Origin of the sequence: Montanilutibacter psychrotolerans (assembly GCF_003719825.1) — a bacterium.
GTDB classification, from domain to species: domain Bacteria; phylum Pseudomonadota; class Gammaproteobacteria; order Xanthomonadales; family Xanthomonadaceae; genus Montanilutibacter; species Montanilutibacter psychrotolerans.
The window spans coordinates 125,698-148,530 of sequence record NZ_RIBS01000001.1 but is presented as its reverse complement, the minus strand read 5'-3'; the positions used below and the strand labels follow the sequence as shown (position 1 = coordinate 148,530).

General features: G+C 67.9%; 19 protein-coding genes, 2 pseudogenes and 1 riboswitch. Of the genes and pseudogenes, 15 read left to right on the top strand and 6 right to left on the bottom strand.

Features of this window, described 5'->3' with window-relative positions; all coding sequences use genetic code 11:
• Positions 1–121 precede the first annotated feature (121 nt).
• Together hemP and EER27_RS00580 are read right to left on the bottom strand one after the other, a co-directional pair.
• Entirely contained in the window at positions 122–316 is a 195-nt protein-coding gene (hemP, locus tag EER27_RS00585; RefSeq protein WP_123086091.1) for a hemin uptake protein HemP, read from the bottom strand.
• Between the two features lie 268 nt (positions 317–584).
• Positions 585–1,556, bottom strand: a complete 972-nt coding sequence (locus EER27_RS00580; protein WP_123086090.1) for an aldo/keto reductase — start codon at positions 1,554–1,556, stop codon at positions 585–587.
• A 426-nt stretch (positions 1,557–1,982) separates the two neighbouring features.
• On the opposite strand from EER27_RS00580, the gene EER27_RS00575 reads away from it, so the two are divergent.
• The 7 genes from EER27_RS00575 to EER27_RS00545 all read left to right on the top strand — a co-directional run bounded on the left by EER27_RS00575 (position 1,983) and on the right by EER27_RS00545 (position 8,972).
• On the top strand, positions 1,983–2,573 hold the full coding sequence (locus EER27_RS00575) for a TMEM165/GDT1 family protein (RefSeq protein ID WP_123086089.1): 591 nt from the start codon (positions 1,983–1,985) through the stop codon (positions 2,571–2,573).
• A gap of 133 nt (positions 2,574–2,706) precedes the next feature.
• On the top strand, positions 2,707–3,843 hold the full coding sequence (locus EER27_RS00570) for a GGDEF domain-containing protein (RefSeq protein ID WP_123086088.1): 1,137 nt from the start codon (positions 2,707–2,709) through the stop codon (positions 3,841–3,843).
• A gap of 198 nt (positions 3,844–4,041) precedes the next feature.
• The gene (locus EER27_RS00565) at positions 4,042–5,340 is read left to right on the top strand and encodes a NupC/NupG family nucleoside CNT transporter (protein WP_223807099.1); all 1,299 of its coding nucleotides are present in this window, start codon (positions 4,042–4,044) and stop codon (positions 5,338–5,340) included.
• A gap of 4 nt (positions 5,341–5,344) precedes the next feature.
• Complete coding sequence (locus EER27_RS00560) at positions 5,345–6,331, top strand: ribokinase (RefSeq protein ID WP_123086086.1); 987 nt, start codon at positions 5,345–5,347, stop codon at positions 6,329–6,331.
• A gap of 83 nt (positions 6,332–6,414) precedes the next feature.
• On the top strand, positions 6,415–7,428 hold the full coding sequence (dusB, locus tag EER27_RS00555; RefSeq protein WP_123086085.1) for a tRNA dihydrouridine synthase DusB: 1,014 nt from the start codon (positions 6,415–6,417) through the stop codon (positions 7,426–7,428).
• An 88-nt stretch (positions 7,429–7,516) separates the two neighbouring features.
• A complete protein-coding gene (locus EER27_RS00550) occupies positions 7,517–8,398 on the top strand; it encodes a class I SAM-dependent methyltransferase (RefSeq protein WP_123086633.1) in 882 nt (293 codons plus the stop codon).
• 247 nt (positions 8,399–8,645) lie between these two features.
• The gene (locus EER27_RS00545; RefSeq protein WP_123086084.1) at positions 8,646–8,972 is read left to right on the top strand and encodes a hypothetical protein; all 327 of its coding nucleotides are present in this window, start codon (positions 8,646–8,648) and stop codon (positions 8,970–8,972) included.
• A gap of 189 nt (positions 8,973–9,161) precedes the next feature.
• Here EER27_RS00545 and EER27_RS00540 read toward each other — a convergent pair.
• Positions 9,162–10,244: pseudogene (locus EER27_RS00540) on the bottom strand (metal-dependent hydrolase).
• A 63-nt stretch (positions 10,245–10,307) separates the two neighbouring features.
• On the bottom strand, positions 10,308–12,062 hold the full coding sequence (gene olsF / locus EER27_RS00535; protein WP_190285581.1) for a bifunctional ornithine lipid synthase OlsF: 1,755 nt from the start codon (positions 12,060–12,062) through the stop codon (positions 10,308–10,310).
• A gap of 272 nt (positions 12,063–12,334) precedes the next feature.
• Here olsF and metK point away from each other — a divergent pair, with 272 nt between their 5' ends.
• From metK to EER27_RS00500, 8 genes and pseudogenes are all read left to right on the top strand, one after another.
• Positions 12,335–13,573 (top strand): methionine adenosyltransferase, encoded by a 1,239-nt coding sequence (gene metK / locus EER27_RS00530; RefSeq protein ID WP_123086083.1) that lies wholly within the window; start codon positions 12,335–12,337, stop codon positions 13,571–13,573.
• A gap of 325 nt (positions 13,574–13,898) precedes the next feature.
• Positions 13,899–14,246, top strand: a pseudogene (locus EER27_RS17530) (cobalamin-dependent protein); the annotation flags it as partial.
• 484 nt (positions 14,247–14,730) lie between these two features.
• Positions 14,731–15,453 (top strand): radical SAM protein, encoded by a 723-nt coding sequence (locus EER27_RS17220; RefSeq protein WP_223807158.1) that lies wholly within the window; start codon positions 14,731–14,733, stop codon positions 15,451–15,453.
• Positions 15,454–15,480: 27 nt separating this feature from the next.
• A riboswitch (S-adenosyl-L-homocysteine riboswitch) is annotated at positions 15,481–15,566 on the top strand.
• Between the two features lie 45 nt (positions 15,567–15,611).
• Positions 15,612–17,057 (top strand): adenosylhomocysteinase, encoded by a 1,446-nt coding sequence (gene ahcY / locus EER27_RS00520; RefSeq protein WP_123086082.1) that lies wholly within the window; start codon positions 15,612–15,614, stop codon positions 17,055–17,057.
• 160 nt (positions 17,058–17,217) lie between these two features.
• Positions 17,218–18,042: a methylenetetrahydrofolate reductase [NAD(P)H] gene (gene metF, locus EER27_RS00515; protein WP_123086081.1), complete on the top strand. Its 825-nt coding sequence runs from the start codon at positions 17,218–17,220 to the stop codon at positions 18,040–18,042.
• A gap of 94 nt (positions 18,043–18,136) precedes the next feature.
• A complete protein-coding gene (locus EER27_RS00510; protein ID WP_148040881.1) occupies positions 18,137–18,784 on the top strand; it encodes a hypothetical protein in 648 nt (215 codons plus the stop codon).
• 92 nt (positions 18,785–18,876) lie between these two features.
• Positions 18,877–19,455: a hypothetical protein gene (locus tag EER27_RS00505; protein WP_123086079.1), complete on the top strand. Its 579-nt coding sequence runs from the start codon at positions 18,877–18,879 to the stop codon at positions 19,453–19,455.
• A 123-nt stretch (positions 19,456–19,578) separates the two neighbouring features.
• Entirely contained in the window at positions 19,579–20,502 is a 924-nt protein-coding gene (locus EER27_RS00500) for a branched-chain amino acid transaminase (protein ID WP_123086078.1), read from the top strand.
• Between the two features lie 91 nt (positions 20,503–20,593).
• On the opposite strand, the gene EER27_RS00495 is transcribed toward EER27_RS00500, so the two are convergent.
• Both EER27_RS00495 and EER27_RS00490 read right to left on the bottom strand, forming a co-directional pair.
• Complete coding sequence (locus tag EER27_RS00495; RefSeq protein ID WP_123086077.1) at positions 20,594–21,949, bottom strand: sensor histidine kinase; 1,356 nt, start codon at positions 21,947–21,949, stop codon at positions 20,594–20,596.
• Positions 21,936–22,619: a response regulator transcription factor gene (locus EER27_RS00490; protein ID WP_123086076.1), complete on the bottom strand. Its 684-nt coding sequence runs from the start codon at positions 22,617–22,619 to the stop codon at positions 21,936–21,938. The genes EER27_RS00495 and EER27_RS00490 overlap by 14 nt, the downstream gene beginning before the upstream one ends.
• Positions 22,620–22,833: the final 214 nt, after the last annotated feature.

Sequence of the window (22,833 nt, the reverse complement as noted above, 5' to 3'; positions counted from 1 at the left end):
CACGTGGAAAGTGCAGACGGCGAGCTGGCGTGCCGGCGATTGCCGGTGGCGGGCGGCCCCTGGGGGACTGAGAACGCGCCATCGCGATCGCCGCGGCGATCGCGATGGCGGGCAGCGTGGGTTACTTGGTCAGGATCAGCTTGTCGTTGCGCGTATGACGGAGGCGGTAGACCTCGCCACCGTGGCGAATGAGCACTTCACGGGTGCCTCGCAGCAACGCGGTGCTTTCGAACGTGGCGTTGACATCCAGCGGGAAAGAAACGGGCGCGCGTTCAGCGCGCGGCTTGAGCTGCAGCAGGGTCGGACGCGGAGACATCGGCAGGACTCGCGGCGGGAGTTGCTGCTGATGATATGCATTCTCATTTGCGAGTCAACATGCTGATCTGCCGAAACAACCTGTAGGAACCACCGGGGTCACTAGCGGAATGCTGCGACATCACGCGGGGCGGGCAACCGAGGGCAAGAACACCCCGCCCCACCCCCTGCCAAATCGTGAGATGCCGGTCACGATCCTCGCGACGCAGGCCGCGTCCGCAGCAGCCCGGCGATGCTTTCGGGAGATCGCCGGACCCGGTTTCCTCTGCTCAGGCCACCGCTGCCTCGACACGTTGCCACGCCGACTCGTCGAACTGATCGCCCAGCGCAATCGCCTGCAGGTTTTCCAGCAGTTGCGACGGGCGGGTCGCGCCGAGGATCACACTCGACACGTGCGGGTTGCGCAGGCACCACGCAATCGCCAGCGCCGCAGGTGCCACACCGAACTCGGTGGCCAACGCGGTGAATCGCCGCGCCCGATCGAGGCGGCGGTCGCCGCTGTCGCCCAGCAACGCTTCCTTCAACCACGCCAGGTCCTCACGGCCCAGCCGCGCGTCGGCGGGTACGCCGTCGTTGTACTTGCCGGTGAGCAGCCCCGAGCCAAGCGGCGACCAGGTCGTCACGCCGAGGCCCAGTTCGGCATACAGCGGCGCGTACTCCATTTCGACGCGCTCGCGATGGAACAGGTTGTACTGCGGCTGCTCCATGGTGGGCGCGTGCAGATGGTGGGCACGGGCGACCTTGTGCGCCTCGCGGATCTGCGCCGCCGACCACTCCGACGTCCCCCAATACAGCACCTTGCCCTGACGAATCAGCGCATCCATCGCCCACACGGTTTCGTCGATCGGCGTGTCGGGATCGGGGCGGTGGCAGTAGTACAGATCGAGGTAATCGACGCGCAGTCGCTTGAGCGCATCGTGGCAGGCGTCGGTGACGTGCTTGCGCGACAGGCCCTTCTGGGTCGGACGGGGATCGGTCGCGGCGCCGAATATCACCTTGCTCGACACACAGTAACCATCGCGCGGCAGGCGCAGGTCGGCGATCACATCGCCCATCACGCGCTCCGCCTCGCCGTTGGCGTAGCTCTCGGCGTTGTCGAAGAAGTTGACGCCGTGGTCCCAGGCGGTGGCGACCAGATCGCGCGCGACACCGCGTCCGACATGCGATCCGAAGGTGGCCCAGGCGCCGAGCGACAGGACCGACAGTTGCAGGCCGGAAGAACCAAGGCGGCGATATTGCATGGGCGAGTCCCGTTATTCGAATCGGACATCAGTCTGCGCTGCGACGCCGCGCCGGTTCAATGCGTGCCGCCCGCTTTGCGAACCTGCGCCGCGGGACGACGATCGCCGCGCACGATGCGAATCCGTTCGCCACCGCCGCCGGAGCGGTTGGGCCGTTCACGATGACTTGGCTACAATGGCCGCGCTCTTCCTCCGGGGAGTAGCCCACCCGCGCCACAGCCGCTACCGGCCGACCATCGGCACGCGCTGCGACGACACGCGGGGACCTGCGTCAACACACTTGGCCGGCAGGCCATGGCGCAGATGCGATGCAGCGGACCGACACGGCCGCCAACGCGGGCAAGACCGAAGGCAGGCGTCGCGCACAACCCGGGCCGGGCTGCGAGGCGTTTGCTTTCGCTTTCCTTGCCTGGCCCCGGAGTTTCGATGCACGCCCTGACCCTGTTCGACCTGCCACTGGCCACCGCGCTGGTCTCGACCGGCACCGTCGCCCTGGCCGAAATCGGCGACAAGACCCAACTGCTCGCCTTGCTGCTCGCCGCACGGTTTCGCAAGCCGTGGCCGATCATCGCCGGCATCCTGGTGGCGACCGTCCTCAACCACGCCCTCGCTGCCTGGCTCGGTGCACTGGTCGCGCAGTGGCTGCGACCCGACGTGCTTCGCTGGATCGTCGCGGCCAGCTTCCTGGCGGTGGCGTTGTGGACGCTCAAGCCCGATTCGCTGGATGACGACGACGCCCTCCCCGCACGCAATGCGTTCATCGCCACCACCATTGCGTTTTTCCTGGCCGAGATCGGCGACAAGACCCAGGTCGCCACCGTGCTGCTGGCGGCCAGGTACCCGCCGCTGTGGGAGGTCGTCGCCGGCACCACGCTGGGCATGCTGCTGGCGAACGTCCCGGTGGTGCTGCTCGGGCATCGCTTCGCCGACCGCCTGCCGCTGAAGGCCGCGCGCACCGCCGCGGCCGCCGTGTTCATGGGATTGGCGGCGTGGGTGGCGGCGCGCGGCATCGGCTGAACCGCCGCACCGCTCCGGCGGCCGCCGCTGGCGCGCGCTATCCTCGGCAGTGCGTCGGCGACGGCGCGCAGGGTCCAAGGTCATCGGCCGCCGTGACGGGACCCACGGAAACGTCGAGCCACTGGGGAATGGAATGCAGGCCACCGGACGTAGCCTTCGCGACATCGTCGCCGCGCTGTTGTCGCGGCCGGACGAGATCATGCTCGAGGTCGGCGCCGGCGGCGAACTGCTGGTCGCACAGCTGCGCGCGCTGGTCGCCGGGCTGTTGCTGCTGTTGCCTTTGGGAAACATCCTGGCCGGCGGCAGCGTCGCCGAGACCCTGATCGGGCTGGCCGGCGCGGTGTTCGTCAACATATTCGCGTTGATCTGGCTCGCTCTCGCCCGCTTCCGCCGCCGCTTCCAGTGGTTGCCGTTCGCGACGGCCGCGTTCGACGTCAGCGCGACCACCCTGGTGCTGATGCTGCTGGCCACCAACCACCTGCCAGCCGCGCTCAACAGCATGATCGTGTGGTGCGGCTACCTGCTGGCAATCCTGGTCACCGCGCTGCGCAGCGACGGCCGCACGACCCTGTTCGCCGGCCTGCTGGCGATCCTGCAGTACGGCGGGCTGTCGTGGGCGATCTTCGCGCTGATCACGTCGCCCGAACAGTTGATCTCCAGCGACTACGGCACCGTGACGCCCAGCAACCAGGTGCAACGGCTGCTGCTGATGGCGATCGTGACGCTGATCACCGCGATGGTGGTCTATCGCATGCAGCGCCTGGTCGAGATGTCCGGCACCGACGGCCTCACCCGCCTGCCCAACCGCACGTGGCTGCTGCACCGCATGCCGCGGCTGCTCGATGCCGCGCGCCAGGGCGGCGGCAGCCTGACGGTCGCATTGATCGACCTGGACCACTTCAAGCGCGTCAACGACGAACTCGGGCATCACAGCGGCGACCGCGCGCTGCGGCACGCCGTTGCCGTGCTGCGCACCTCGCCCGAGAACGGCGAATGGCTGGTCCGGCTGGGCGGCGAGGAGTTCGTGATGGTCCTGCGCAAGCCGGTCGGCACGGCATGGGAACGCGTCGATGCCATCCGGCGGCAACTGGCCGAGCGCCCGTTCGAGTCCGAGCGCGGCGCCGAGCCGATGCAGATGACCTTCAGTGCCGGCCTCGCCGGCTTTCCGCAGGACGGCGTCGATCTGTCGCGCCTTCTGCGTCGTGCCGATCAGCGCCTGCAAGTGGCCAAGCGCGACGGCCGCAATCGCGTGGTCGCGCGCGAGGGCTGACACGCGGGGGCTGGCACGCAGGTGCTGGTACGCGCGGCTGGCAATACGACAGTCGAGCCGGCAACGGCCCCAGGGCACCACCTGGCACGCCCCGCCATGGCAACGCCTTGCACGGGCAGGCCGGTTGCCGCCATACGGGGCCGTGCATTAGCCTGCGGCGTCCATTTATGGCCGAAGTCCGGCCCCAGGGGAGAGTACGTGGAAGCGATTACCCGGGTCGGGTTCGGCCTTTTTGGTCTCGTGGTGCTGATCGGCATCGCATGGCTGTTCTCGAATAACCGCAGGTCCGTCGACTGGAAACTCGTCGTCACCGGTGTGTCGCTGCAGATCGCCTTCGCCGCGCTGGTGCTGCTGGTTCCCGGCGGCAAGGACGCGTTCTCTGCGCTGGGCGACGGCTTCGTCAAGGTGCTCAGCTTCGTCGGCGAGGGTTCGAAGTTCATCTTCGGCGGCCTGATGGACGTGTCGCAGTACGGCTTCATCTTCGCCTTCCAGGTGCTGCCGACCATCATCTTCTTCGCTGCCCTGATGAGCGTGCTGTACCACCTGGGGGTGATGCAGGCGGTCGTGCGCGCGATGGCGTGGGCGATCACCAAGGTCATGCGCGTGTCCGGCGCGGAAACCACCAGCGTCTGCGCCAGCGTGTTCATCGGCCAGACCGAGGCGCCGCTGACGGTGCGCCCGTACATCTCGAAGATGACCGAATCCGAGCTGATCACGATGATGATCGGCGGCATGGCGCACATCGCCGGCGGCGTGCTGGCGGCCTATGTCGGCATGCTGGGCGGCGGCGATCCGGTGCAGCAGGCGTTCTACGCCAAGCACCTGCTGGCCGCGTCGATCATGGCCGCGCCGGCGACGATGGTGGTCGCCAAGCTGCTGATCCCGGAAACCGGGACGCCGCTCACGCGCGGCGTGATCAAGATGGAGGTCGAGAAGACCACCAGCAACATCATCGACGCCGCCGCCGCGGGCGCGGCCGACGGCCTGCGCCTGGCGCTGAACATCGGTGCAATGCTGCTGGCCTTCATCGCCCTGATCGCGCTGCTGAACTGGCCGTTGACCTGGATCGGCGAGGCGACCGGCCTGGCTGCGATGATCGGCAAGCCGACCGACATGGCCACCATCCTGGGCTTCGTGCTGGCGCCGGTGGCCTGGCTGATCGGCGTGCCGTGGCAGGACGCCAACGTGGTCGGCGGCCTGATCGGGCAGAAGATCGTGCTCAATGAGTTCGTCGCGTACCTGCAGCTGGCAGACATCGTCAACGGCAAGGTCCCCGGCGTCGCGCTGACCGAACAGGGCAAGCTGATCGCGACCTACGCGCTGTGCGGCTTCGCCAACTTCAGCTCGATCGCGATCCAGATCGGCGGCATCGGCGGCCTTGCCCCGGACCGTCGCCAGGACCTCGCCCGCTTCGGCCTGCGCGCCGTGCTCGGCGGCACCATCGCCACGCTGATGACGGCCACGATCGCCGGCGTGCTGACGTACCTGGGCAGCTGATCCCATGACGCAGCGCGCGGGCCGCGTGGTCGTCGTGGGCTCGTTCAACGTCGACCACGTGTGGTCGGTGGCCAAGCTGCCCGACACCGGCGAGACGCTGGCCGGCGAGTACCACACCGGACCCGGCGGCAAGGGCTTCAACCAGGCCACCGCCGCCGCCCGCGCCGGCGCGGACACGGTGTTCGTGTGCGCGCTGGGGGACGACATCGGAGGCCAGCTCGCACGTGCGCTGGCCACCGCCGATGGCATCGACCTGCGCGATGCGCACAGTCACGCGCCCACCGGCACGGCCGGCATCTACGTCGACGCCGACGGCCGCAACTGCATCGTCATCGGCGCCGGTGCCAACGCGTCGCTGTCGCCGGCGTTCGTCGCCGATCAGCATGACCTGCTGGGCTCGGCAAGCGCGGTGCTCGCGCAGCTCGAATCGCCGCTGGCTGCGGTCACCGAGGCGTTGCGCATCGCGTGCGCCGCCGGTGTCGTCACCGTACTCAATCCGGCGCCGGCCAATGCCGTGGCCAGCCCGGAACTGCTTGCACTGGCGACGGTGCTGACCCCGAACGAAACCGAGTTCGTCGCCCTGCTCGGCCGCGCCGGCATCGATTCGCCCACCGCCGACGCAATCGGCGGGCTGGGCGACGACGCCCTGCACGCGCTGTGCCGTCGCCTGCACCCGCGCGGCTCGGTCGTGGTCACCCTCGGCGCGGCGGGCTGTTTCGTCTCGCACGCGGCCGATGCGTTGCGGGGCGATACCAGCGGCACTTATCGCATTGCCGCCGAACCCTGCCAGGCGGTCGACACCACCGGTGCCGGCGATGCGTTCAACGGCGCGCTGGTCGCGGCGTTGGCGTCCCGGCCGGGCGCGGCGTTCGCCGAACACGTCACCTTTGCCAACCGCTACGCGGGCCTGTCGACCGAGGCGGAAGGCGCCGCGGCCTCGATGCCGAGGCAGGCGGACTTCCAGGCGCGGTTCGGGCCGGGAGACGGCTGAGCCCAGCGCACGGCCGAGCGCGACGGCGACTTGGTCGCGGCGGCGGTTCGGGCCTCCCCGGCCCGCTCCGCTAAACTGCCGTCATGTCCAGCGGCCATTCCTTTGTCATCGGCGCCCACACGATCGCCCCACGCGTCGTGCTGGCACCCATGGCCGGCGTCACCGACAAGCCGTTCCGCGTGCTGTGCAAGCGCCTGGGCGCGGGCCTGTGCGCGTCGGAAATGACCACCTCCGACCCGCGCTTCTGGACCACCGCCAAGTCGCGACATCGCATGGATCACGCCGGCGAACCCGATCCGATCAGCGTGCAGATCGCCGGCACCGTTCCGCAGGTCATGGCCGAAGCGGCGAAGTACAACGTCGACCACGGCGCGCAGATCATCGACATCAACATGGGGTGCCCGGCCAAGAAGGTATGCAACGCCTGGGCGGGATCGGCGCTGATGCGCGAGCCGGAACTGGTCGCGCGCATTCTCGAAGCGGTGGTCGGCGCGGTCGACGTGCCGGTCACCCTCAAGATCCGCACGGGCTGGGCGGAAGGCCAACGCAACGCGCCGCAGATCGCACGCATCGCGCAGGAATCGGGTATCGCCGCGCTCGCGGTCCACGGCCGCACGCGCGACCAGCAGTACACCGGCATCGCCGAATACGACACCATCGCCGCGATCAAGGCGCAGCTGTCGATACCGGTGCTGGCCAACGGCGATATCGACTCGCCGCACAAGGCCGAGGCGGTGCTCGTGCACACGGGGTGCGACGCGGTGATGGTCGGTCGCGCCGCACAGGGCCGTCCGTGGATCTTCCGCGAGATCGCCCACTACCTGGCAACCGGCGAATTGCTGCCCGAGCCCGGCCTGGCCGAGGTCCGCGATGTGCTGATGGGCCACCTCGAGCACCTCCACGAGTTCTACGGTGAAGTCTCGGGCGTGCGCATCGCCCGCAAGCACCTGGGCTGGTACGCCAAGGACCGGCCGGAAAACGCCGCATTCCGTGCCGTGGTCAATCGCGCCGAGACCGCGCAGGCGCAACTGCGCCTCACCCGCGACTATTTCGATGCGCTGATCGCCGGTGTCGACCCGTTGCAATCGGCAGCCTGACCGGGTTCTCGATACCGCGATTGCCGTCACGCGGATCGACGATTTCGCGCGCACCATGCGCGTTGGCAATCCCGATCCGAGGCGTTCCATGGCAAGCATCGACCACATCACCGCCGGCGACGACAGTTCGAGCGGCGACGCAACCAACCGCAGCACCACCGATTTCCCTTACCTGCACGGGTTCTCGTCCACCGAGCAGGCGCGCCTCGTGAAACAGGCGCACATCGCCGAGTCGACGATCTTCCGGAACATCGACTTCGCCGGCGCGCGTCGGCTGCTCGAGGTTGGCAGTGGTGTCGGCGCGCAGACCGAAATCCTGCTGCGCCGTTTCCCCGACCTGCACGCCACCTGCGTCGACCTCAGCAACGCACAGCTGTCCGCCGCCCACGACAACCTCGGCCGCATGCCATGGCTCGAAGGCCGCTACTCGCTGCAGCAGGCCGACGCCACCGACCTGCCGTTCGAGCCGCGCAGCTTCGATGCGGCCTTCTTGTGCTGGGTGCTCGAGCACGTGCCCTCACCGGCGCGGGTGCTCAGCGAGATACGGCGTGTGCTGTCGCCCGGCGCGACGGTGTACGTGACCGAGGTGATGAACGCCTCGTTCCTGCTCGATCCCTACTCGCCAAACGTGTGGCGCTACTGGATGGCGTTCAACGATTTCCAGATCGACAGTGGCGGCGATCCGTTCGTTGGGGCCAAGCTCGGCAACCTGCTGCTGGCAGGCGGTTTCCGTGATGTCGCCACCGAGGTCAAGACCTTCCACTTCGACAATCGCGAGCCGGGTCGGCGCAAGACCATGATCGCGTTCTGGGAGGAGCTGATGCTGTCGGCCGCCGACCAGCTGCTGGCCGCGGGAAAGGTCGATGCGGCAACGGTCGAAGGCGTGCGAAAAGAGATGCACCAGGTGCAGAGCGATCCCGATGCGGTGTTCTTCTACTCGTTCGTGCAGGCACGCGCGACCGTGTATTGAGCATGCGTTGCAGCGTGCGTGGCATGCGTATTGCAGCGCGCCACGCACACTGCGCGGCGCGCTGTTTGCATAACGCAACAAGCATGCCCGAAGGGGGTCAATTGGCCCCGTAGCATGTCGTCGGTCATGGGCCTGATTGGCACTCGTATTCGCTTGCGGGCAGCGGGAGGATGCATCGGCCGGAGTCCCACCGGCCTGCGCTCCCCCGCAGTCACTGGGCCAGGAGTGGCCCGCACTGGAGACCACCATGAACGCCAAAGCTGCCTTCATCGCCGTTGCGCTCGTTGCTGCGGCCCCAGCCTACGCCGGCGACCTCTCCTTGATCGCCCAACAGACTGGACTGAGCGAACGCAAGGTGCAGATGCTGATGGGCAACCGCACACCATTCGCCGAATACACGCGCAGCTACGAGCGCGCGCGCGAGCAGTTCGAGAACGCGCTTGGCAAGGAACGCGCTGCCGACCTTCTCGCGGGACGCACTATCACGTTGGACATCCCGCGCGACGCCCGCGTCGCCACCACCAACCAAGCGCCCGAGCGTCACGTTGCCGTGGTCGAGGCACCGGCGCGCTGATCGCCACGATTCGTGTCACCAGGGGGCTCCTTGCAGGAGCGGAGCCAGTCGTGAGTGCTTGCGTGCGTCGATGATCGTGCACGGTCATCGATGCTCCATCTCCTGGCGGCAAAGCGGTTGACGCCGCTCCTGCGCCAGACACCTCGCTGCACCATCCGGACGCCGCCGACCGCGACGTCACAGGATTTGTCATTCGCGCACATCGACACGCAACGCCGCCGGCTGTGCCGGTGACGGCGTTGCGTCGTGCGCGGACGCCGCCGACGGGCCCGGCTCGCGCCAGATCCGCTGCCACATCGCGCCCAACCGGCGCGAAGCCTGCCACGGCCAGCGCAACTGCCGCGCCGGTATCGCGCGCCAATGGTCGCCGTCGCGCCGTGCAACGACGAAACGGAATGTGTAGTCGGGTTCGGCGCCCATGCGCAGGTCGCTCAGCACCAGCTCGCCTTCGTGCTGCTGCGCCTTCATGAAGCCGTGGTTGAACCACGCCAGTCGCTGCACGTCGGGCAGCGCGCGAACCTGTGCGTACGCCTGGACATCGGAGCGGTAGGCACGCAGACGCATCGGCCCGCGATCGGCGAAGAGCGAGCGTTCGCCTTCGACGTGGCCTTCCGGGGTCATCGCCACCACCCGCCAGAGCAGGATGTTGAACGGCATTGGCACGGAGAACCGTGGCGCATCCTGCAGGCCGAGCGCCGCAAGCGAACGTTCGGCCTCGCGCTCGACCATCGATTTGGCCAGCAACGACGCGCCCAGGTACAACGAACTGATCGACAGCGCCGCCACCAGTGCGTGCTGCGCCAGCGGCCGGGTGCGCGCAAACCAGGCGATCACGCACCCCAGCAGCAGCCAGATCGTGTACAGCGGATCGATGATGAACACACTCGACCACATCGTCGGCGGGGGACGAAAGGGCCACCACAGCTGCGTGCCGTAGACGGTGAAGGCGTCGAGCAGCGGGTGCGTCACCAGCGCCAGCACGATCGCCCACCACCAGCGTCGTGGCGATTGCGCCACGCGCCCGCCTCGACCGCGACACCAGGCCCAGATGGCCCAGGCCACCAGCGGCAGAACGAGCAGCGAATGGCTGATGCTGCGATGTCAGGTCATCCGCGCCACCGGGTCGTCGGTCAGCAGGGTCACCGGAATCACGTCCAGGTCCGGCAAGGTGCCCAGTGCGGCACCGGCAAGCAGCGCGGCACGGCGGTGTCCGGGCGGGGCGATGGCCGCGGCGATGGCCGCGGCGAGCACGATCTGCGTCAATGAGTCCATGCCGACATGCTACCCGGCGCGGCCTGTACGCTCACGCCGCCTGCGGCAACGGCGCGGCGGTTCTCACGCCACGGCGTGTGCCGGTCCCGTGGACGCGCCATCGACGGCGACGCCCAGATAGCGCTCGCGCTTTTTCGGCCGCAGCGTGTGCAGGTCGAGTTCGATCAGGCCGTCGACCGCATCGCGGAATGCCGGATCGACACCGAAGGCGAGGAACCGTGCACCGCCGGGTTCGCAGAGCTCGGTGTACTGCTTGTAGAGCATCGGCAGCGTCGCGCCGAGGGCGTGAAGGTTGCCCTTGAGCACGCCGAACGCCGTGGCGGCGTCGAGCGCGCCGAATCCCGGCGGCGCGGCCCGATACGCGAACGGCTGCTTCGACTCCGCGCACGCCTCGCTGCTGCCGTAGTAGCAGGCGTAGTACGAGACGATCTGCTCGCGGGCATCGATCGGCAGCGCGGCGCTGATCGACACGGGGCCGTAGAGGTAGCGCACGTTGCGATGGCGCGCCAGGTAGGCGCCGATACCCTGCCAGAGGTAGTCGATGCCGCGACTTCCCCAGTAGTCCGGCACGACAAAGCTGCGGCCCAGTTCCATTCCCGCCGCCAGTCGCGGCACGGCGTCGTCGGCATAGCGGAACAGCGAGGCGGTATACAGCCCGGCCAGGCCGCGCTCGCCCAGCACCTTCGCCCCGCGCGCGACCCGGTACGCACCCGCGATCCGGGTGGCCGTGTCGTCCCACAAAACGATGTGCTCGTACCAACTGTCGTAGACATCCACGTCCAGTCGCTGGCCGGTGCCCTCCCCGACCGCCCGGAACGTCAGCTCGCGCAGGCGGCCGATCTCGCGCAGCAAGGGCGCGCCGGCCGTGAGCGTGCCGACGCGGATCTGCTTGCCGTCCAGGGTCCGGCCCAGCAACGCCATCGCCTCGATGCCGGACCGCACCTGCGCAGGATCGATCGCGTCGATCAAGGCTTCCGGTTCGATCGATTCGGGCTGGGCGACCACCGCGGCAGGCCGCTCGCGCCGCGTGCCGATCGCATGCAGCTCGCGGCGCACCTCACGCAGCAACCGTTCCGGATCGCCGTCCGGCGGCAGATGAATCTGCCGTCCGATGCGCAGCGCGATCCGCCGCGCCCCCCTCGCGAACATCTCGCGGGCCAGCAGTGCGGTGCCTGCGGGCTTGAACAGCGCCGAGGCCCCGTAGAACAACGCCGAGTTGCGCGCCTCCACGCGGATCGGCAGCACCGGCGCGCGCGTGGCCCGTGCGAAGCGCAGGAACCCGCGGCGCCAGCGGCCGTCGGTGACGCCACGCAGGCTCAGCCGCGCCACTTCGCCGGCCGGGAACACGATCACGCACTGCTCGGCCTCCAGTGCCGCCTCGATCGCGCGCAGGCTTTCCGCGCTTGGTCGCCCGCCCAGGATGCGCACGGGCAGAAGCAGACCCTGCAGGCCATCCAGCGCCGACAGCAGGTCGTTGGCGACGATGCGGACGTCGCGACGCACGCGTCCCACCAGGTCCAGCAACGCCAGCGCGTCGAGCGCGCCGGAGGGATGGTTGGCGACAATCAGCAGCCGCCCGGTGGACGGGATGCGTTCGACCTCGTGCGGGTCGGCGACGTAGCGCGCCTGCAGGAACTCCAGCGATGCCTGGACGAAGGCGAAATCGCGCAACCCGGCACTGGCGGCGATGAACGCGTCCAGCGCATCGAACCGCGACCAGCGCCCGATCGAGCGCAGCAACGGCCGGGCGAGGTCGCCGCGGCGACCGCGGAACCAGTGCGGGAAACGGGTTTGCAGGCGGCGTTCGAGCTGGAGCATTGGCGCGGCGGCAGCAGCCGGTGAGGCCGTTGCCGCGCAGCCTGTGCGGGCAGCGCGACAGCGCCGTTGCGCGCGCGCGACAGCGGCGTGACAACCCCTCGCGCGGCGCCCAAACCGCCACGGACCGGGCCTGACGCGCAACTCGCGCTGGCGTTTACGTCGTCACTGCCCTTAACTGACGCCCAACCCCTTACGGGGCACAATGCGCCGGCGCCGGCGACTCTGTATGATGCGCGCCCATCCTTTTATCCGAATGCAAGGATATAACCTCGATGTCGAACTACCTGTTCACCTCTGAATCCGTCTCTGAAGGCCATCCGGACAAGATCGCCGACCAGATCTCCGATGCCGTCCTCGACGCGATCCTGGCGCAGGACAAGCGCGCGCGCGTCGCCTGCGAAACGATGGTGAAGACCGGCGCGGCCATCGTCGCCGGCGAAGTCACCACCACCGCCTGGGTCGACATCGAAGAGCTCGCCCGCAAGGTGATCAACGACATCGGCTACAACAACTCGAACGTCGGCTTCGACGGTCACACCTGCGCCATCATCAACATGCTCGGCAAGCAGTCGCCGGACATCGCCGCGGGCGTCGACGGCAGCAAGAAGAAGCAGAAGAAGCCGGAAGAACAGGGCGCTGGCGACCAGGGCCTGATGTTCGGCTATGCCTGCAACGAAGCCCCGGAATTCATGCCGGCGCCGATCTACTACTCGCACCGTCTGGTCGAGCAGCAGGCCAAGGTTCGCAAGGCCAAGAATTCCAAGCTCCCGTGGCTGCGCCCGGACGCGAAGTCGCAGGTCACCCTGCGCTATGACGCCAACCACAACGTGGCCGGTCTCGATGCCGTGGTGCTGTCGACCCAGCACGACCCGGGCATCAAGCAGAAGGACCTCGTCGAAGGCGTGTACGAGCACGTCCTGCGCCCGGTGCTGCCGAAGGCGTGGCTGGATTCGCTGCCCAAGAACAAGATCCACATCAATCCGACCGGCATCTTCGTGATCGGTGGCCCGGTGGGCGACTGCGGCCTGACCGGCCGCAAGATCATCGTCGACAGCTACGGTGGCATGGCCCGTCACGGTGGCGGTGCGTTCTCGGGCAAGGATCCGTCGAAGGTCGACCGTTCGGCCGCCTATGCCGCGCGTTACGTCGCCAAGAACATCGTCGCCGCCGGCCTGGCCGACAAGTGCGAAGTGCAGGTGTCGTATGCGATCGGCGTCGCCGAGCCGACCTCGATTTCGGTCACCACCTTCGGCACCGGCAAGATCAGCGACGACAAGATCGAGAAGCTGATCCGCAAGTTCTTCGACCTGCGTCCGTACGGCATCGTGAAGATGCTCGACCTGATCCACCCGATCTACCAGGACACCGCGGCCTACGGTCACTTCGGCCGCAAGCCGTACCAGGCCAGCTACACCGACGCCGAGGGCAAGAAGCACACCGCCACGGCGTTCTCGTGGGAGAAGACCGACAAGGCCGAGGAACTGCGCAAGGCCGCCGGTCTCAAGAAGTAAGCCAGACTTCAACGCGTGACGAAAACGGGCCGCTGATGCGGCCCGTTTTCTTTTGGACGCAGGCAATGGGTGTTTACGGCCGAGGCATTCGTTTGGGCGTGTGCGCGAGCGACATCGATGGCTGCGGCCCCGTGATCTCGCGTTCGCGGAAAGAACCCTCATCGTTGAACGCGTGAAACCTGCGGCCGGTCGTCGGGCCTGGCTACGGCGGCCCGCCTCACATTCACTTCATACGGCTCTCACCGGGCGCTTTCAGCATCCCCGGCACCGCAAGCACGCGGTGCCGGCTCAACAGGACGCCGGCCACTCCTTCACGGAACCGGCCATGTCCGCACCCACGCTGCGCATCCTCCTGTTGAACCCGCCGCACACCGCAATCGGCAGCCGCATCCCGCGCGAGCAGTTGCCGCCGTTGGGGCTGTTGAGCATCGGCGGGCCGTTGCTCGATGCAGGCTTCCAGGTGGAGCTGCTGGATGCCGAGTTCGGGCCGATGTCGGTGGAAGCCATCGTCGCCGAGGTGCACAGCAGGCGACCGGATGCGCTGATGGTCGGGCACTCGGGGTCGACCTCGGCGCATCCCACGGTGGCGAAGATCGCGGCACAACTGAAGCGGTGTCTGCCCGCGTTGCGGATCGTGTATGGCGGCGTGTTTCCGACCTACCACTGGCAGGACGTGTTGGCCGCCGAACCCGCGATCGACGTGATCGTGCGTGGCGAAGGAGAGCGCACGGCGCTGAAGCTGATGCAGGCCCTGGCGGCGAACGAGGAACTGTCCACCGTCCCGGGCATCGCCTGGCGCGTGGACGGCACGGTGCGCACCACGGGGCCGGCTGAGATGGCCACCGACCTGGACGAATGCCGCGTCGCCTGGGAACTGATCGACCACGACCGCTATTCGTACTGGGGCGGCCGCAAGGCGGTGGTGGTGCAGTTCTCGCGCGGCTGCCCCTACCTGTGCAGCTACTGCGGGCAGCGCGGCTTCTGGACCCGCTGGCGGCACCGGGACCCGGTGAAGTTCGCCGCGGAGCTGGCGCGGCTGTACCGCGAGCACGGCGTGGCGTTGATCAACTTCGCCGACGAGCTGCCGACCGGCTCGCGCAAGGCGTGGAAAGCCTTCCTGGAAGCGCTGATCGCGCAGAACGTGCCACTGACCCCTGGTGGGCTCCACGCGCGCCGGCGACATCGTGCGCGACGCCGACATCCTGCACCTGTACAAGCGCGCGGGCGTGATCCGCTTCCTGATGGGCATCGAAAGCTACTCCGACGCGACGCTGGCCGCGATCCGCAAGGGCGCCACCGGCAGCGAGGACCGCGAGGCGATCCGCCTGCTGCGCCAGCACGGCATCGTCTCCATGGCGACGTACGTGGTCGGCTTCGACGAGGAGACCGACCGCGACTACTGGAACTCGTTGAAACACCTGCTGAGCTACGACCCCGACCAGATCCAGCTGCTGTACGTGACGCCGCACCGCTGGACGCCCTACTTCGACACCGTGGCCGACCGCCGTGTGATCGAGCCGGACGTGCGCAAGTGGGACTACAAGCACCAGGTGCTGGCGACCTCGCGCGTGCCGCCCTGGCGAGTGCTGCTGTGGGTGAAGGGCATCGAGGCGATCATGCAGCTGCGACCGCGCGCCCTGTTCCGCAACCTGCTGCATCCGGACCCGGAGGTTCGCTACGCGATGCGCTGGTACACCCGCATGGGCCGGCGAGTGTGGCCGCGCGAAATCCTGGGCTTCCTGTTCGGCCGTCGGTTGCGGCGCGGCCCGCGGCTGGACCAGTTCTGGGGCGCGTCCCTGTCTGAACATGAGGACGCGCTGACCAGGCCCGCCAGGGGGTCTTCGAAACGGTCGCCGATCCCGCTGGTCACGGTGGGCTAGACCGGCGCGGACGGCTACAATGGCGGTCCCACCGAGGGGCGCTGCATGCCGGTCCGCACAGGACGTCCGGCTCAGGCTCGGGGGGTTCTTCTTCGTAACGGCGCCCGTTAATGCGAGTCACCGCACGCGCGGCCAGACTCCCAACAACGGAGCAACACATGAACGCTGTCGCAAAAACCTTCTCGACCGAAGGCGATTACAAGGTCGCCGACATCACGCTGGCCGACTGGGGCCGCAAGGAACTCGACATCGCCGAGCACGAGATGCCGGGCCTGATGTCCATCCGCAAGAAGTACGCCGCCACCACCCCGCTCAAGGGCGTGCGCGTGACCGGCTCGCTGCACATGACCATCCAGACGGCCGTGCTGATCGAGACGCTGAAGGACATCGGTGCCGACGTCCGCTGGGCCTCGTGCAACATCTTCTCCACCCAGGACCACGCCGCCGCTGCGATCGCCAAGACCGGCACCCCGGTGTTCGCCTGGAAGGGCGAGTCGCTGGAGGAATACTGGGACTGCACGCTCGACGCGCTGACCTTCCCCGGCAACGGCACCGACAAGCACCTCGGCCCGCAGCTGGTCGTTGACGACGGCGGCGACGTCACCCTGCTGATCCACAAGGGTTACGAGCTCGAGAACGGCAGCGACTGGGTCAACACCGCATCGGCCAACCACGAAGAGCAGGTCATCAAGAACCTGCTCAAGCGCGTGCATGCGCAGCGTCCGGGCTTCTGGCACACCGTCGTGCGCGACTGGAAGGGCGTCTCCGAGGAGACCACCACCGGCGTGCACCGCCTGTACCAGATGCTCGAAGCCGGCTCGCTGCTGGTCCCGGCGATCAACGTCAACGACTCGGTCACCAAGTCCAAGTTCGACAACCTGTACGGCTGCCGCGAGTCGCTGGCCGACGGCCTCAAGCGCGCGATGGACGTGATGCTGGCCGGCAAGGTGGCCGTGGTCTGCGGCTACGGTGACGTCGGCAAGGGTTCGGCCCACTCGCTGCGCGCGTACGGTTGCCGCGTTGTGGTCACCGAGATCGACCCGATCAACGCCCTGCAGGCGGCGATGGAAGGCTTCGAGGTCAACACCGTCGAAAGCACGCTGGGCCGTGGCGACATCTATGTCACCACCACCGGCAACAAGGACGTGCTGACGCTCGAGCACATGAAGGCGATGAAGGACCAGGCGATCGTCTGCAACATCGGCCACTTCGACAACGAGATCCAGGTCGAAAAGCTGTACGCGTCGGGCGCGGTGCACACCAACATCAAGCCGCAGGTCGACAAGTACACCTTCGCCGGTGGCAACTCGATCTTCCTGCTGGCCGAAGGCCGCCTGGTGAACCTGGGCTGCGCCACCGGCCACCCGAGCTTCGTGATGTCCAATTCGTTCTCGAACCAGACGCTGGCGCAGATCGACCTGTGGGCCAACAAGGACACCTACGAGGCGAAGGTCTACATCCTGCCCAAGAAGCTGGATGAAGAAGTCGCGCGCCTGCACCTGGAGAAGATCGGCGTGAAGCTGACCACGCTGACCGCCGAACAGGCCGCTTACCTGGGCGTGTCCGTGGAAGGCCCGTACAAGCCGGACCACTACCGCTACTGATCCCACCTGCAGCATTGCACCACCCAACGGGCGCTTCGGCGCCCGTTGTCGTTTCCGGAACGCCCGGCCTGCTGCCGCCCGGCGGCGACGATCGGTAACCTTGTTCCATTCATCGCGATGGAGAGATAAACTGACGCCATTCCAACGGCCGGCGGTCTGCATGATCCCCATCAGTTTCGAGTTCTATCCGCCCAAGACCGACGAGCAGCGCAGCCAGCTCGACAAGACCGCGGCCAAGCTCAAGGGGCGCTCGCCCGACTACGTCAGCGTCACCTTCGGCGCCGGCGGCTCGACCCTGAGCCACACACCCGAGGCGATCCAGCACCTGCGCGGCAACCACGGGCTCAACGCCGCACCGCACATCACCTGCATGGGTGGATCGCGCGAGGAAATCCGCGGTCTGCTCAAGCTGTACCGCGCGCTCGGCGCCAAGCGCCTGGTCACCCTGCGCGGCGACCTGCCGTCGGGCATGGTCAGCCCGGGCGACCTGCGCTACGCCAGCGAACTGGTGGAGTTCATCCGCGCCGAAACCGGCGACCACTTCCACATCGAGGTCGCCGCCTACCCGGAGATGCACCCGCAGGCGCGCGACGCGCATGTCGACCTGGACAACTTCGTGCGCAAGGTGCGCGCCGGCGCGAACGGCGCGATCACCCAGTACTTCTACAACGCCGACGCCTATTTCCGTTTCGTCGACGACGTGCGCGCCAAGGGCATCGACATCCCGGTGGTGCCGGGCATCATGCCGATCTCCAACTTCAGCCAGATCCGGCGCTTCTCGGAGATGTGCGGCGCGGAAATCCCGCGCTGGGTGTCGCAACGCATGGTCGCCTACGCCGACGACGCCGAGAGCATCCGCGCCTTCGGTACCGAAGTGGTTACCCAGCTGTGCGAGCGACTGGTTGCCGGCGGCGCGCCCGGCCTGCACTTCTACACGCTCAACCTGGCCAAACCCACGCTGAGCGTGATCGACAACCTGCGCTGAATTCCACGGGGGTTCAGCGCCACGGCCAATTCAGCAACGGTGCGTTGACGGCAACACGCGGAACCTGTGCTTACCCCCACAGGCGCCGCTACTCATGAACAGGTTCCTCCCCCTCGCTGCGGTGATCGTCGTGCTCGCGGCGATCCCCGCTCCGCGCCCTGCCGACGCCACTACCGGCATCGCGCGCTGTGAGGCGTCCGATGGAACGATCGCCTACACCGACCTGGCGTGCAGCACGCTCGACGCCACCCACACACCGATCGAGGGCGAGTTGCTGAGCCGCATCGTCAGCGACGAGGCGCGCGCGACCAGCACCACCGGCAATGCAACCGCCGATACCGTGTTGCGCACGTCGGCAATCTCCGCGCCGGGACGACGCTCACTGACCAGCGGTTGCGCGCGCTCGACCACCCAGTTGGAGATGGACCTGCATGGCTCCCTGGCGCTGGGCGACATCAACCGCCTGGCCGAGAGCTACCACTGGGCCGGCCTGTCGCACCGCGATGGCCGCCGGATCATGGACCGTCTCGACGGCATGTTCGATGAGCCGCTCACGCACAGCCACTTCTTCAATGCGTACATCGGCGATGCGCAGGGACTGCTCGCGATGGCGGGTCGTGCCGGTGGCGATGGCGATGGCGATGCCGGCACCATGCAGCTGATGTTTGGCCGTGGCACGCACGCCACCGTCACCGACTTCCGGGTCGAGCGCTACCGCGATTGCTACTTCATCCGCTACTGAAGGCAGCCCGGCGGGCGCGCGCTGGCGAACGGATTCGCGGAGTCGCCAACCACGCACTGTTCGCGTCTCCCACGCGGCGCTAGTCTGACCTGATGCCGCGCAAACGCCCGACCCTGTTCCTCCCGCTGGCGTGCCTGCTCGCTGCTGCTGGTTGGCTGCCGCCGGGCGATGCGACGGCCCAGGTCCGCCGCTGTGTCGGCGCCGATGGCAGCGTGGTCTTCACCGACCGTCGCTGCGCGGACGTCGGAGGCGTGGAGCGCCGCCCGCACACCGGCAGCACGTTGTCGGCCAAACGTGCCTACCGGGGCGGCTGCGCCCGCAATCTGAACGACCTGGTCCACGAGGTCACCAGCGCGATCGACGCACGCGACGGCACCCGGCTGGCCGGTGTCTATCACTGGGCCGGGATGTCGGGCAGGACGGCCTACACCATCCTCGAGCGGCTCAACACGATCGCCAACCGTCCGTTGGTCGACATCGCGCCGGTGTATCCGCGCCCGCCGATGGAATACAACGAGGACGGCACGCCCTACCCCTATCCGAGCACGACGGTGCGCCGCACGCCGGTGGCGTTGCGCCTGGAGCAGACCATTGGAAACACCGGCACGCCATCGCGCACGGTGTTCGGACTGCAACGCCATTTCGGCTGCTGGTGGATCCGCGGCGGTTGATCGTCGCCAGGCCCGTTGCCGGGCCCGCGTTCCGCCCGTCCGACCGCCCTGCCTACCCGACGGGCCCACGCGCGCAAACCGCTAAACTAGCGGGCTCCCGACCCTCGGCAACAAGAGCCCCGTATGAGCACGCAATATCCCGAATGGATCTGGCACAACGGACAGATCAAGCGCTGGCAGGACGCCACCACCCACGTGATGTCGCATGCCCTGCACTACGGCTCATCGGTGTTCGAAGGCATCCGCTGTTACGAGACCCCCAACGGCCCGGCGATCTTCCGCCTGAGCGACCACAACAAGCGCCTGTACGCCTCGGCCAAGATCTACGACATGCCCATGCCCTACGGCGTGGACGTGATCAACGCGGCCTGCCGCGAGGTCATCAAGAAGAACAACCTGACCCGCGCCTACCTGCGCCCGTTCGCCTATCGCGGCCTCGGCGGCTTCGGTCTGTCGGCCGACACGCCGGTGGAGATGTCGGTGGCGACGTGGTTCATGGGTCCGTACCTGGGCGAAGGCGTGCTCGATGCCGGCATCGACGCCTGCGTGTCGAGCTGGCAGCGCTTCGCCCCCAACACCATCCCCGCTGGCGCCAAGGCCGGCGGCAACTACCTGTCGGGCCAGCTGATCGCGCGTGAAGCGCGGCGCCTGGGCTTCGGCGAAGGCATCGCGCTGGCCTCGACCGGCCTGCTGTCCGAGGGCGCGGGCGAGAACCTGTTCCTCGTGTTCGATGGCGCGTTGCACACGACGCCAGTCAGCGCCGCGCTGCTCAACGGCATCACCCGTAACACCATCATCACGCTGGCCCGCGAGGCCGGTATCGAGGTGGTCGAGCGCGACATGCCGCGCGAGTACCTGTACCTGTGCGACGAGCTGTTCATGTGCGGCACGGCCGCCGAGATCACGCCCATCCGATCGGTCGACGGCCGCCAGGTGGGCACCGGCCAGCCCGGCCCGGTGACCCGTCACGTCCAGGAAATGTTCTTCGGCCTGTTCGACGGCACCACGCCCGACCGCCACGGCTGGCTGGAAATGCTGGACGCCTGATCGGCAAACCGATGCGGCCGCCTGCAACGGGCGGCCGCTTGCTGGCAGCACGCCGCCTGCTCCGCGGCAAACAACGCCACGGTTGCCGGCCTCAGGCGTCCCGGGCCAGCAACGACTGAAGCGGGGCGAACGTCAGCGTCGCCACGACGCCCTTTTCCTCGCCCGGCTTCACCCGCACGTCCCAGCCATACAGCGCGCACAGCCGGCGCACGATCGACAGGCCGATGCCGCCGCCTTGCGAGTGGCCGGCGTGGGTGCCGCGGTATCCACGTTCGAACAGCTTGGCCGCGTCCTCGGCGCTGAGCCCGGGGCCGGAGTCGATGACCTCGACCGACTTGGGATGCATGCGCACGATCACCTCGCCGCTGGTCGTGTACTTGACGGCGTTGCCGATCAGGTTGCCCAGCGCGACGGCCACGGCCGCCTCGGGCGCATCCACCAGCAACCCGCGCTCGCCCTCGATGCGCAGCTGAAGCGGCTTGCCGGCAAGCTGGGCACGGTGGGCGTCCAGCAGTTGTTCGGCCAGCCTGGCCACATCGGTGTTGCCGTGGCCGCGCTCGTTGCGCGACAGCAGCAGCAGGGCGCTGATCAGGTCGGTGCATTGCTGCTCGGCACGCTGGATGCGCTGCAGGCGCGCGCGCGTCTTGTCGTCGAGTTCGGGGCGCGACAGCAGCAGCTCGGCCGCGCCGCGAATCACCGCCAGCGGCGTGCGCAGCTCGTGGCTGACGTCGGCGTTGAACTCGCGGTCGCGCTGAACCACCTCAGTGAGGCGGGTGGCGTAGTCGTCGAGTGCCTCGGCGAGCTGGCCGACTTCGTCGTCGGGAAAATGCGACGCCAACTGCTCAGGCTGCGCGTTGAGCCCGGACAGCTTGAGCAGGCGCGCCAGCTCCGACACCGGACTCATCACGCGCGAGGCCGACCACAGGCCGATCAGCGCCGAGAGCACGGTAAAAAACAGCACCACGCCGACCAGCGCGCGGTTGAACTGCTCCTGGCCGCGGGTGACCTGGGTCATGTCGTAGGCGAGGAAGAACCAGGCCTCCGGCGTCTTGCGTACGGCCAGCTTGTAGGAGAACGGCTGCCCGTTCTCTTCACCGCTGATGTTGTGGATGCCGTCTGGAAGGACGTACCAGTCCGGCTGCTCGACGCGCAGTTTCTCGAACCCCTCGGGTTTGACCAGCCGCGCATGCATCTGCTGCACCGGCAGCACCACGTCGTCGGGATTGAGGAGGTACTGCTGCCACGACGCGTCGATGTTGCGGTTCATCACATCGACGACCAGGTCTTCCTCGACCCGGTTGCGCACCCAGTTGGCCGAAAACGCGAGCAGCAGGGTCAAGCCCAGCCCGAGCAGGGCGAACGCCAGCACGATGCGGCTGCGCAGGCGCCGCCGGAAGCGGGTGCGACGACGCGACCGGGGTCGCGGGGTTTCTTCAGGTGCTGGCATCGAGTTCGGCGATCCGGTAACCGATGCCATGGCGGGTCTGGATCAGCGGCGACTCGAACGGCTTGTCGACCACGGCTCGCAGGCCATGGATATGCACGCGCAGCGAATCCGAATCCGGCAGCTCCTCGCCCCACACGCGGGTTTCCAGCTCCTGGCGGGTGACCACCGCCGGCGACGCTTCCATCAGCGCCTGCAGGATCTTCAGCGCGGTCGGGTTGAGCTGCAGCAGCTTGCCCTGGCGACGCACTTCCAGCGTGTCGAGGTTGTATTCCAGGTCGGCGGCATTGAGTACCCGCGTCTGCACGCCGCGGCCGCGGCGCGACAGAGCGTTGAGGCGGACTTCGACTTCCTGCAGCGCGAACGGCTTGATGAGGTAGTCGTCGGCGCCGGAATCGAACCCGGCCAGCTTGTTGTCGAGGGAGTCGCGCGCGGTGAGCATGAGCACCGGCGTCTGCTTGCGCGCTTCGTTGCGCAGCTTGCGGCAGACCTCCAGGCCGTCGAGGCCCGGCAGGTTGAGATCGAGCACGATCGCATCGAAGTCGTGGACAACCGCCAGATGCAGGCCGGTGATGCCGTCGGCAGCAAAATCGACGGTATGGCCGCGGTCTTCGAGGAAGTCTCCCAGGTTCGCGGCAATGTCCTGATTGTCTTCAATGACGAGGATGCGCATCGGGCCTTCCTGTGGTTTTGCCGGCAGCCGAAGGGGCCGCGGGCGGGATGGGGGGATTCTGCCAGAGCCGGTGGCCCCGCCGTGTCGTGGCGGGCCATTGGCACGGCAATGGTGGGGATCGGACTGCATCGCGGGCGAAAAGATCCCCGCGCCGCAACGGACAACGCCCAAAAACAAAGACCCAGACGCGGGATCGCCGCGCCTGGGCCAAAAG